We start from the raw sequence: 11,645 nt of genomic DNA on the forward strand, positions 1-11,645 counted from the left end.
AGGAGCAGGGGCGCGGGATGCTCGCTCAGACGGCGCTGGTCTCCCGCGCCTCGCTGCGCGCCTTGCCCGGCGGTACATGCCGCCGCAGATCGAGGACGACCCGGCCCGTGATGCGACCGGCCCGCAAATCGGCAAACACGTCGTTGATCTCCTCCAGTTTGCGCACGTCACGCGTCACGCGAATGAGGCCACGCGCGGCGAAGTCGAGCGCCTCGTGCAGATCGGTCCGCGCCCCCACGACGGACCCGCGTATCGTAAGGCGCTTCAGCACGACCGGGAAGATCGGCACCGGGAACTCCCCCGGTGGCAGGCCCACGAGTACACAGGTCCCGCCGCGCCGCAACAACCCCAGCGCGTAGTCGAACGCATCGCGCTCGGCGGCGGTGACGAGCACGGCGTGCACCCCACCCGTTTCCTGTTGGACGAGGGTGACCGGATCTTCACGCCGCGCATTGATGCACAGCTCCGCGCCGTACGACGATGCCAGCGCGAGTTTGTCGTCGTTCACATCGATCGCGACGACGCGGCGACCCATCGCGCGTGCATACTGAATGGCGAGGTGGCCCAGCCCACCGATGCCGCTGATGGCGACCCACTGCCCGGGGACCGTGTCGCTCTCCTTGAGTCCTTTATAGACGGTGACCCCGGCACAGAGCACCGGAGCGGCCAGGAAGGGATCCAGCTCCTCGGGGATACGGGCGACGAAGTCGGCGTTGGCAACGAGATACTCGGCGTGGCCGCCATTCACCGAGAAGCCGGTGTTCAGCTGCGTCGCGCAGAGCGTTTCGCGTCCACTCTGGCAGTAGTCGCAGTGCCCGCACGCATTGAAGAGCCACGGGACGCCGACCCGATCACCGATGATGAAGTCCGTGACCGCATCGCCCATGGCGACGATATCGCCAACGGCTTCATGGCCGGGAATGAACGGCAGGAGCGGGCGCACGGCCCAGTCGCCGTCGGCGGTGTGCACGTCGGTGTGGCAGACGCCGCTCGCCACGACGCGAATGAGGAGCTGATGCGGACCGGGGGTCGGCACCGGGACCTCGTCGATCGTGAGCGGGGCACCGAAGGCGCGCACGACCGCGGCCTTCATGATGGTGGGGGAGGTGAAGTCGGTCATCGCGTGCTCCGAGGCGGATGCCACACCGCACGGCACCGGCAGACGACCGATGCGCGCTATGCATAGTGACGATCCGCGCACGCGTCGGGCGTCAGCCGGGCCCCGCACAACTGTAGGGGAGCTGCCGCGGCGGGCGCCCTGCTTCGGACTACGTGCGAATCGCTGCTCGAGATGGGATTCGCACGCCTTTACTGATCACATCCAAGGCATTCAAGCCGTCCACGTCATCCGAGACGCACGTGGAAGACTTGGATCCCTCGTATGTCTCGGATGTGATCAGTTCAATCATCATGAACATGCCGGCATGAGCCACGCGATCAGCGCGCGATTTCGCTGCAGGAGAGTTCGCTGATCTTCATGCGGCCGCCGGCGATCCAGGTGGGATTGGGGAATTCGCGGCGCGGGGGAACGTCGGGCGGCGCGGTGGCGGTGAAGGCGACGGCCTGGACGTGCTGCAGTTCGAGCGGGTGCGGCATCTGCGTGCGCGCGTTGCGCAGGAAATTGATGGCGCACACATCATCAACCACCGAGAGGCCGGGGGCAATCTCCAGGAATGTGGTGCGCACGGCCACCGCCTGAATCGTGCGCAGCTGGCTGGGCAGTTTGTCCGGCTTGCTCAGCTCGAGCTCCATCCGACGCAGCTGTGCGGTCGCGCTGTCGAGCCAGAAGATGCCGTGCACGTCGGGCGACTTGATCTTCTCGGCGGCACGCACTTCAAGGGAGAACCAGGTCGCGCCGTTCTGCTGACTGGTGCCGCGATAATGGAAGCAGTGGTTCTCAATGAACGCCTTGTCACTGAGATCGAGCACCGTGGGCAACTGCATCGTGCTCTGCCCCCGCTCCGTGCTGACCACCTTGCCGGGCTTGTAGCGAACGGCGCGAATGCCATCGATGCGCTCAGCGGCGATGTTCGTCACTCGCGCCGAATCGCCCAGGGTGGAGCCCAAGGCGCGATAGATCGCGTAGGCGTAGGGATGCTGCTGGACGAGCGTGCGATACGTGTCGGCGTTCTCACGCAGCAGCCCGACCAAGGTGGCGATCCCCGGTTCTTTCTTGGGATCGGGCAGGCCGGGCTTGAGGCACGGTTCGACCGGACGCACCAGCATGGCGGTGAGGCGGACCGGCACCTGCACGAGTGTGATATCGAGCGTCGTGGTGGCGCCGGCGGTCACGGTGACGGTGAACGTCTGCGGCACGAAGCCAATGCGCCGCACCTGCAGCTGAAAGCTGCCGGCGGGTACCTGCGTGAGAACGTATCGCCCGTCCGCGCCCGAGAAGCGCTCGATGCCGACCTGGCCGATGGCGATCACGGCATAGGGCAGCGCGACGTTCGTGGGCGCCGCGCGGACGACGCCGGTGATGGTCCCGGTATTGAGGAGCACCTGGGCGCTGGCGGGGCGTCCCGTGAGGAGGGCGCCCAGCAGGCCAACGACCAGACTGAGCCGTGCGGCCAACGCCCCCCGGCCCAGCGAGGACCGCCGTGCGACGGGCAGCCAAGAAGAGCAATCCATGACGAATGGGTACTGCAAAGCCAGTAGAACCGCCAGTTGAGTTCGGGCGCCGCGACGGATTGCCGCATTCGTCCCGTGGGGGCACACTCAAGGCATGTCACCGACCCGCCGGCTGTCTCGCGCCGTGATGGCTGCCCTCCTGCTCGGGGCGATGGGCTGCATCAACAGTCCGATCGAAGGCCCGAGCACCATCTACGGGCGCTACGAACTCCTGTCGGTGAACGGCCAGACGCCCTCGGCCCGGCGCGACACGCTCGATGGGCAGATCTGGCGGACGGTCCGGGAGAGCATCACGCTCTTTCGCGGGGGCGCCTACACCGACTCGCTCTTCAGCGCGGCGACGCCGCTGAGTGGCAGTCCGGCGATCGAGACCGTCGGCGTGGAACAGGGGGTGTTCACGACCCTGGGCGTCTCGATCACCCTGACCTCCGGCGCGCGCCAGCGGAACATGACGTGGGCGGCGGGGAAGATGACCTACATCGAAGCGGGCGTGACGCGCATCTACGGATACCAGTAGCGGAACGGCCCGGTGGCGCGTTGAATAGGGCGGTCCCTGTCCCTTCGACGCCCAACCCCGGAGCCGCTGCATGTCGCTGACGCCCTTCGATGGTCTCCACGATGAACTCGACCTGTTGGACGCCGAGGAAGCGCGTCTCATCGCGGAGTCGGAGCAGCGCGGCTTTACGAGTGAGGTCGATCGCCGCCAGTTCGTGTTCACGTCGCTCGCGGCGGCGGCGGCCACGACGTTCGGATTTGGCGCGCGGGCGCTGGCCCAGCCACCGGCCGGTGGCGGTGGCGGTGGTGGCTTCGGTGCGCAGCAGCCGGCCACGCCGCCGGTGCCGCTCGACAACATGGAGCCGGTAAGCTGGACCTTTCAGCCCTATCCCGGTGGCATCGGCGCGCTACTGGAGAAGACCTATCGCGAGAAGGGGCCGGGCGCGTTCGCGCGGCAGCCGTTCGCGTGGCGCGGGGCAGGGGTGGCCAAGCCGGGGAGCTTCCTGCTCGAGCCGTGGGGGACGGCGGCGTTCCCCACCAATGAAGAAGACATCGCGTTCCTGCCAATGCATCGATTGGCGGCGGCGATTCGTGCCAAGAAGATCACGAGCGTGAAGCTCACGACGCTCTATCTCGACCGGCTCGAGAAGTACAACCCCACCCTGATGTGTGCGGTGACGGTGCTGCGCGAGCGCGCGCTCAAGGAAGCGGCCGAGCGTGACGCCGAACTGGCGGCGGGTAAGTATCGCGGCCCGTTGCACGGCATCCCGTATGGTGTGAAGGATCTGTTCGCGGTGAAGGGGACGCCCACGACATGGGGGGCGGCGGACTTCGAGAACCGCGTGATCGATCATGACAGCGAAGTGGTGGTGCGCCTGCGCGATGCGGGGGCGGTCCTGATCGCGAAGCTGAGCACCGGGCAGTTCGCGCAGGGTGGCAACTGGTTCCGCGGCGGCACGAAGAACCCGTGGAACCTGTCGCAGAGCTCGAGTGGCTCATCGGCCGGCCCGGCGTCGGCGACGGCGGCGGGGTGTGTGGCGTTCGGCATTGGCACGGAGACGAGCGGCTCGATTGTGAGCCCCGCCACGACCTGCGGGTTGAGCGCGCTGCGCCCGACGTTCGGTCGCGTGAGCCGCGATGGCGGCATGGTGCTCGCCTGGTCGCAGGACCGCGTGGGGCCGATCACGCGCACCGTGGAAGACGCGGCGATCGTATTCAACGTGATCCACGGGGCCGACGAGAAGGATCCGGGCACGATCACGATGCCCTTTCACTTCGTGAACAACATCGACTTCAAGACGGTGCGCTTTGGCGTGCGCTCGCAGGCCAATCCGGATCCGGTGTTCACGGCCTTCGCCGATCATCTCAAGGCGCTGGGGGCAAAGCTGGTCGATCTCCCCGATCCGCCGCAGGTGAGCGGGAGCCAGGGCGGCATCAATGTGGAGAGTGCCGCCGCCTTCGATGCGTATGTGCAGTGGAAGGCGAAGCAGATGGGGATCGACATGACGCAGGTGATGGAGCGGTACGGGCGGCAGGGTGGCCCGGGGGGCGGCGGTCGTGGTGCCGCGCCGGCGGGTGGCGCGCCGGGCGCTGCCCCGGGTGCCACGCCAGCGGCACCAGCGGCGAACCCGCTCACGCCGGGGTCAACGGGCACGGATGGCCAGCTCAATCGCTGGGTGCCGGGCCGGACGCCCACGGCGTTCGACTTCATCAACTCGCAGCGCCGCCGGCAGATGCTGATTGTGGCGTGGCAGAAGTATCTGGAGAACACCGATGTGTACGTCGGTGCAGCCGATACCGGCGTGCACGCGCAGACGGGGCATCCGGTGGCGGTGGTGCAGATGGGCTTTGGGGTGCGCCAGCAGAACTTCGGTGGCCGCGGCGGTGGTGGCGGCCGCGGTGGGGCTGCCGGCGATAGCGCGCGTCCGGCACCGCCGCCGCTCAACCCGCAGCCGATCTGCACGCAGATCGCCGGCAATCTCTATCTCGACGACATCGTGCTGAGTGTGGCGGACAAGTATCAGAAGCAGCATGACTGGCTGACGCAGAGACCGAAGTTGGGGTAGGCCGGCGTCCGAGATCGGAGATCCGAGGTGAGTAACCCCTGAGAGCTCAGGGGGCAGAATGTCAGGGGGAAGGGTTCAGGACCACATGCTGTCCTGAGCTCTTCCCCCTGACGTTCTTCCGCCTGAGCTCTCGGGGGTTGCCGACTTCTGATTGCTGATGTCAGAGGTTCGAATCGCGCAAAGACATGCGCATATCCTTCACTCTCCTCGCTCTCCCCACATGATGTGAGGCAATGCCTGCTAGGGCGTCACACCGCCAGCGCGCATCGTCTCACCCATGACTCCCCGGTCGGTGGTTCCCATCATCGCGTGGCTGTTGGTGAGTGCGCCCCCAGCCCTGCGCGCGCAGGATAAAGTGAATGCGTCGGAGCGTGCGAACGAGGCGGCCGGTGCGCCGCACGAGGTGCTCGCGCGTCCGCGTCTGAGTTGGGAAGCACTCGCTTCCCCCGCCTTCCGCACCGCGTCCGGCATTGCGCCGTTGGGCGCGCGGGTCGCCGTGGAGGCGCACTACTTCGGCATGCCGAGCGACGAATCACAGACGCATGTGGTTCAGGCCGGCCTGTCGTGACACCTGGGCCTTGGCTCACTGGGATTCGTTGCGCCCGGTGTCGGCTGGTACTCGGGTGTGGAACACGGCGCCGTGTCGGGCTCCGTGCGATGGCAGATCGAACATGGACGCATCGTCAGTGAAGGTTTGATGGTCCAGGCGATCGACCGCAGGGATGGCACCGAGCGCGGACAGTTCTGGGATGGCAACCACGTGTCTCTCTCTCCTGGATCGTCGCCTCGAGGTCGGGCCCTCGTGGGAACACATCCACCTTCGTGAGGAGGACGAATGGAAGTGGGGCGGGCGCGTAGCACTGCGCCTTGCCCGGGGTGTCACGGCGCAACTGTTCACGTTGACGCCGGGACGCACCGAGTGGCGCGCCGGATTACTCGTCCGCTGACGCCGCCCAGCTCACGAAGGCCTCTCTTGCCCGGACAGCGAGAGGGGCCTTTGTGTATTCCAGCAGTTCTCGCCGCCGCCGCGGCGTGCGATACCACGCCGCGAACAGTTCATTGATGGCCGGCCACGCCGCCTCGCCGCGCGTGACGGTGCCCACGACGCCGGCTTCGAGCGCCCCGGTCGAGAGCACCCGCGCATACGCGCCGCCGCGATTGGCGGTGGCGAAGCGCTTCACGAAGTGCGGATCGCCCATGCGTCCGGCGAGTGTCGCACAGGGAATGCGCGGGGCGGAGAGTTCGAGGGTGACCTCGCCAAAGGTGATACGATCCCCCACCCGCGGGGCCTCCCACCAGGCGTCGATCGTGAGATTCTCGCCGAAGATCCCGGGCGGCAGGTCGCGCCCGAGCTCGCGGCTCCACCACGTGTAGTCTTCGGCGCTGTAGAGATAGACCGCCTGATCGGGGCCCCCATGATGCTTGGCGTTCCCGATCGCGTCGCCCACGAGCCCCAGCGTATCGCACAGCACGGCCCCGCCCACGGGGTGCTTGTGAATCCCGGTCCGCTTGGCGGCACCGGGTTCGAGGGGCTGCAGCAGGCCGATGTTCACCGAACGCAGGGTGGGCATGGCACGGAGTATAACCCGCGCCAATCGCCCGGCGCGCGGATAGAATGACGCTATGCGCTTTCTGGCCGCCCTCTCCGCCGTCTGCCTGGCGATCCCCCTCGCTGCCCAGTCGCCCACCTACGTCGACTCGGCTGGTGTCTTCCGGTGGACGACCTCCAAACAGGAAGTCGCGCTCTTCGGGGTGAACTACGCCGCCCCCTTCGCCTACGACTATCGGGCCATCGGCCGCCTGGGGCTCAATCGCAAGGCCGCCATCGACGCCGATGTCGCCCACCTCGCGCGACTCGGTGTGGATGCCTTTCGCATTCATGTGTGGGATCGCGAAGTCAGCGATACGCTCGGCACACTGCTCATCAACGAGCATCTCGATCTGTTCGACTATCTGCTCTGGAAGCTCGAGCAGCGCGGCATCAAGGCCATTCTCACCCCCATCGCCTGGTGGGGGAGCGGCTATCCGGAGCCGGATCCCGCCGAGCCCGGCTTCTCGGCGCGCTTCCCCAAAAGCGAGATGGGGCGGAACCCGCGCGCGTTGCCGCCGCAGCGACGCTACCTGGAGCAGTTCGTGGCCCATGTGAATCCGTATACCCGCAAGGCGTACGGCGCCGATCCGAACATCGTGGCGTTCGAACTGTTCAACGAACCGCATCATGACGGCATGACAGCCGCGGCGATCACGGCGTACATCAACAGCCTCGTGGACGCCGCGCGCCGCGGTGGGGCGCAACAGCCGATCTTCTACAACATCACCGAGCACTTCCGCCCCGAGCAGGCCACGGCGGTGTGCGGCGCGAATATTCAGGGCGTGAGCGGACAGTGGTATCCTACCGGGCTCGTGCGCGGCGCCGAGCTGCCGCAGAACCCGCTGCCAAATGTGGATCGCTATGCGGTCCCGTTTGCGGGGGAACCGCTCTGTCGCGACAAGGCGCGGATGATCTACGAGTTCGACGCCGCCGACGTCCTGCGCCCGGTGATGTATCCGGCCATGGCGCGCGCCTTTCGCACGGCGGGTTTTCAATGGGCCACACAGTTTGCGTATGACCCGATGGCGGTGGCCTACAGCAACACGGAATATCAGACGCACTTCCTGAACCTGGCGTACACGCCGGCCAAGGCCATTAGCCTGCTGATTGCCGGTGAAGCGTTTCGCCGGGTGCCTCGCGGGTATGACGCGGGGACCTACCCCACGACCGCGCGCTTCGGGTGGCCGGGTGGTGAGGTGCGTCTCGACGCCGCGGGAGCGGGGGTGAGCGAACTCCTGACCGATACCTTGTTCGCATACGCCGGCACCACCACCACGACGCCATCCTCGATGCGTACGCTCAAACACGTTGCGGGCGTGGGTTCGTCGCCCGTGGTGCGGTACGGCGGCAGCGGCGCGTACTTCCTGGACAAGCTGGCCCCCGGTGTGTGGCGCCTCGAGGTGATGCCCGACGCCGAGCCGGTGATCGATCCCTTCACGTACGGCACGCTCACACGCGCGGTGACGCGCATCGTGCATCGCGCACAGCCCATGACGCTGCGGCTGCCGGAGCTTGCGGGCGGTGTGCGCCTGCGTCCCCTCAACAGCGGCAATCGCTGGCAGCCGGCAGGGATGGGCACCACGTTCACGGTGAAGCCGGGCGTGTATCTCCTGACCACCGCGACGGCCAAGCCCTCGGCGTACACCCCATCCCGCGCGCTGCGTGGCGGCGCGTTGGGCGACTACTACGCGCCGGCGCCCACGGCCGACTCGCTGGTGGCCACGGCCACCGCCGCGTATCGCCGGCTTACGCAGAACGACTCCGCGCGCGAGGCGTGGTCGTATCGCGTCCCCGCCTCAGCCAAGGCCGTCTTCGATGCCGGTCGCGATTATGCGCGGGTGATCACCCCGGGGTACATGGAGGGCGTGCGCTATCGCTCCGAACTGGTGCCGGCGTACAACAGCGTCCCCGCGGCGTGGCGCATGGCGATCGATGACTTTGGCGGCACGGCGTGGCATGTCGCATTCCGCGCCGTGATGCCGGCCGGCCTCACGCAAACCGGCGACACGCTGCTCATCACCGGTCGCTCGGCGACCCCGGTGCCGGTGCAGATCGCGCTGGTGCTGCGTGATGGCTCGGCGTTCGGCACCCGGGTGACGTTCGACAGCAAGGTGACGACCGTGCGCGTCCCGCTGTCGGAGTTGTCACGCGTGCCGTTGGTCCTGCTGCCGCGACCGTATCCGACGTTTCAGCCGTATGACCTGCTGAGTGATGCGATGGGGCCGCTGGAGTTGGCGCAGCTGGAGGGGGTGCAGTTTGGGGTGGCGAAGGCGGAGGGACGGGTGGTGGTGGAGATCACGCGCGTCGTCGTGAAGTAGAGGTGGGCGGCTGCGCCGCTGGGGATGGCACTGGAGAGGCGAGAGGCGAGTGGGAGTTTGCGTGGTGTGCGTCAGTGGTGAGGTCACCACTCTCCCTCACTACCCCAACTCCCACTCGCCTCTCGCCTCTCCATTGCATCCTCAAATCATCCGCTCACGGCACCCTCGCCCACGTCATCACCACCCCCGGCTGAATCGACCGGAGCGCCGTCACCTTCCCCGCCGCATCAACCACGAACTGCATCGACACCGAGGTGTTCGCGCGTGACTGGAACTCGAGGCCGAGCCCCGGGTCGAGGACGGTGCTGGCACCGGTGGACTGCGTGGCGGTCAGCGTGCTGCCGGCGAGGGTGATCGCGATCTCGCCCAGGGCGCTCTTGTAGCGGCCCACGAGTGTCTGCAGAAACGCGGCGTCGCGGAGGCGCGCGTCGGGTTGGCGGCCAAAGGCGACCGGCTTCACGGCGGGCTCGATGGGGAGTACGGCGCCATCGACGCGGCCGCGGGCGTCGGTGCGGAAGGTGACCGTCATCCCTTCGAGCGCCGGATCGGCGGGGTTGCGCAGAGCGCGGAACGTCTCGTAGTGCCAGTGCTGCAGCTTGGCGGTGATGTTGTTGTAGGTGAGCACGAGCGTGTCGCGCTCCATCGTCACCCGCAGCGCGCCGTAGCCGCTGTCGGCGTAGGCCCCCACGTAGTCGGCCAGCTTGTGCTGTGGCGTGGTGCCCACGGTGCGCAGGCTGTCGGCGGTGGCGGCGCCGGCGAGATTGGCGGCGGCGCTGGCCTTGGAGGCGGCGAGCGCGAGGCCGCTCCAGTCCTTGCGATCGCCACCGAAGAGCCGATCCATCGCGTGGCGCGACAGTAGCTGCGGCAGCGCCGCACCGTTCTGATTGGCGAGCACCACGATGCCGATGTTGTCGTTGGGGAGCAGCGTCACGCTGGCGGTGAAGCCGTCGATGTTGCCGCCATGTTCGGCGCGATAGTGCCCGCGATAGGTGTCCACGAACCAGCCGAGGCCATAGCTCTGCGGGCCGAGCTCGGGGTTGGCGGTGATGCCGCCGATGGGGGTGTAGGGGCGGTACATGTCCTTCACGAGGTCCGCGCGCACGATCTGCTTGCCCTCCAGCTTTCCGCCGGCGAGATGCATCGTGACCCAGCGCGTCATGTCCGCCGCGCTCGAGTTGATCGAGCCGGCGGGCCCCACCAGCGTGATATCGCGGAAGGGGATGTGCGCGATGGTATCCTTGCGCACTTCGTACGGCTCCGCGTGATCGGCGTCGGCCTTGCTCTGCGCCACGCTGAAGTTCGTGCGCGACATGCCGAGCGGCGTGAGGACGAGCTGGCTGACGCCCTCTTCCCACGTCTTGCCCGTGAGGCTCCCGACGAGGTAGCCGGCGGTGAGGAACATCAGGTTGTTGTACTGGAATTTCTCGCGCAGATCGGCGTTGAGTGGCAGATACGCCAGGCGCCGCACCAGCTCTTCGCGCGTCGCCCAGTTGTTGTTGTACCAGAGCGCGTCATGCCGCGGCATGCCGCTCCGGTGGGTGACGAGATCGCGCGGCGTCAGGCGCTGGGCCACGGCTTCGTCGGTGAGCTTGAACCACGGCAGATACGTCCGCAGCGGGACATCCCACGCGAGCTTGCCCTGCTCCACGAGCGATGCCATCGCAAACGTCGTGAACGCCTTGCTGGATGATCCGATGGCGAAGAGGGTGTTGGGCGTGACCGGGAGCTTCTTCTCGACGTCGCGGTAGCCGTGGCCTTTGAGGTACACGACTTCGCCGTTCACCACGATGCCGACCGACAGGCCGGCCACCTTCCACGCGGTGCGCGCCGAATCCACCCACGCATCAAAGCCCTCGAGCGCCTTGCGCGCCCGTTCGGCAGGCGATGCCCCGCGCGTCATGCTGAAGCTGACTTTGAGGGTCGCCTGCGTGAACGCGCCGCTGATCGTGCGCCGGTCGGCCGCGGCGGCCCCATCAAACGTGGGCGTGCCGGGGACGCCGCCCATCTCGAAGTGTACCGAGTCACCGCGCACGCGCACGTTCGACAGCTTCACATCGCGCGCCTGCTGCGCGGGAATGGACAGATCGCCGGTGCAGTCGCCGTTCGCACTGCGCACGAAGTCGACATCGAAGTCGAGCGCGGCGGCGGGGAGCGTGATGCGGCCATCCCAGTGGCCGGTGCAGAGATCCTGCGGGGCGGCTTGCGCGTGGAGCGGGGCAGCGGCGAGGAACAGCGGGAGGAGGAGCGGGACGTAGGGGCGCATTGGATTGGGCGGAGGGGGAGAGGTGCCGAAGTGTGCGCTGGGGTGGGGCGGCCGTCCAGTTTGCGGTGGGCGCGGCTGCGCCGCGCTTGGATTGCTCTTGAGAGCTGAGAGCCGAGCTGTGAGCATCGAGACATGAGACATGAGAGGTGAGCTCACCGCTTGTTCAGCCGGGATGATCGGTAACGCTTGGACCGGGATGATGGGTAACACTCGCGGAGCCGGGAGCGAGTCGGTCAGGGGGTGAGCCATTCGAGATCGGGCTCAAAGGTATCGTCGATGGC

At 67.4% G+C, this 11,645-nt stretch carries 8 protein-coding genes; 4 read left to right on the forward strand and 4 right to left on the reverse strand.

The window, feature by feature from the left end:
• Nucleotides 1-25: 25 nt before the first annotated feature.
• Nucleotides 26-1,093 carry an alcohol dehydrogenase AdhP gene (gene adhP / locus K2R93_06000; protein MBY0489374.1) on the reverse strand — a complete coding sequence of 356 codons (1,068 nt, stop codon included), beginning with the start codon at nt 1,091-1,093 and terminating at the stop codon, nt 26-28.
• Nucleotides 1,094-1,437: 344 nt separating this feature from the next.
• Entirely contained in the window at nt 1,438-2,631 is a 1,194-nt protein-coding gene (locus tag K2R93_06005) for a carboxypeptidase-like regulatory domain-containing protein (GenBank protein MBY0489375.1), read from the reverse strand.
• A 94-nt stretch (nt 2,632-2,725) separates the two neighbouring features.
• Here K2R93_06005 and K2R93_06010 point away from each other — a divergent pair, with 94 nt between their 5' ends.
• The 3 genes from K2R93_06010 to K2R93_06020 all read left to right on the forward strand — a co-directional run bounded on the left by K2R93_06010 (nt 2,726) and on the right by K2R93_06020 (nt 5,760).
• Nucleotides 2,726-3,148: a hypothetical protein gene (locus tag K2R93_06010; GenBank protein MBY0489376.1), complete on the forward strand. Its 423-nt coding sequence runs from the start codon at nt 2,726-2,728 to the stop codon at nt 3,146-3,148.
• A 70-nt stretch (nt 3,149-3,218) separates the two neighbouring features.
• Nucleotides 3,219-5,192, forward strand: a complete 1,974-nt coding sequence (locus tag K2R93_06015; protein MBY0489377.1) for an amidase — start codon at nt 3,219-3,221, stop codon at nt 5,190-5,192.
• Between the two features lie 277 nt (nt 5,193-5,469).
• Nucleotides 5,470-5,760 carry a hypothetical protein gene (locus tag K2R93_06020; protein MBY0489378.1) on the forward strand — a complete coding sequence of 97 codons (291 nt, stop codon included), beginning with the start codon at nt 5,470-5,472 and terminating at the stop codon, nt 5,758-5,760.
• Nucleotides 5,761-6,124: 364 nt separating this feature from the next.
• Here K2R93_06020 and K2R93_06025 read toward each other — a convergent pair whose 3' ends face one another.
• Entirely contained in the window at nt 6,125-6,763 is a 639-nt protein-coding gene (locus tag K2R93_06025) for an MOSC domain-containing protein (GenBank protein ID MBY0489379.1), read from the reverse strand.
• A gap of 52 nt (nt 6,764-6,815) precedes the next feature.
• Between K2R93_06025 and K2R93_06030 the strand changes: the two genes are divergently transcribed.
• A complete protein-coding gene (locus K2R93_06030) occupies nt 6,816-9,101 on the forward strand; it encodes a glycoside hydrolase family 5 protein (protein ID MBY0489380.1) in 2,286 nt (761 codons plus the stop codon).
• A 154-nt stretch (nt 9,102-9,255) separates the two neighbouring features.
• On the opposite strand, the gene K2R93_06035 is transcribed toward K2R93_06030, so the two are convergent.
• Nucleotides 9,256-11,364, reverse strand: coding sequence for a serine hydrolase (locus K2R93_06035; GenBank protein ID MBY0489381.1), 2,109 nt, complete (start codon nt 11,362-11,364; stop codon nt 9,256-9,258).
• Between the last annotated feature and the right edge of the window lie 281 nt (nt 11,365-11,645).

It is taken from the genome of Gemmatimonadaceae bacterium (genome assembly GCA_019752115.1).
Taxonomy (GTDB): domain Bacteria; phylum Gemmatimonadota; class Gemmatimonadetes; order Gemmatimonadales; family Gemmatimonadaceae; genus Gemmatimonas.

Excerpts from the sequence above, each read along its gene's own strand:
- adhP (MBY0489374.1), bottom strand. The coding sequence starts at position 1,093 with ATGAAGGCCGCGGTCGTGCGCGCCTTCGGTGCCCCGCTCACGATCGAC.
- K2R93_06005 (MBY0489375.1), bottom strand. The coding sequence starts at position 2,631 with ATGGATTGCTCTTCTTGGCTGCCCGTCGCACGGCGGTCCTCGCTGGGC.
- K2R93_06010 (MBY0489376.1), top strand. The coding sequence starts at position 2,726 with ATGTCACCGACCCGCCGGCTGTCTCGCGCCGTGATGGCTGCCCTCCTG.
- K2R93_06015 (MBY0489377.1), top strand. The coding sequence starts at position 3,219 with ATGTCGCTGACGCCCTTCGATGGTCTCCACGATGAACTCGACCTGTTG.
- K2R93_06020 (MBY0489378.1), top strand. The coding sequence starts at position 5,470 with ATGACTCCCCGGTCGGTGGTTCCCATCATCGCGTGGCTGTTGGTGAGT.
- K2R93_06025 (MBY0489379.1), bottom strand. The coding sequence starts at position 6,763 with ATGCCCACCCTGCGTTCGGTGAACATCGGCCTGCTGCAGCCCCTCGAA.
- K2R93_06030 (MBY0489380.1), top strand. The coding sequence starts at position 6,816 with ATGCGCTTTCTGGCCGCCCTCTCCGCCGTCTGCCTGGCGATCCCCCTC.
- K2R93_06035 (MBY0489381.1), bottom strand. The coding sequence starts at position 11,364 with ATGCGCCCCTACGTCCCGCTCCTCCTCCCGCTGTTCCTCGCCGCTGCC.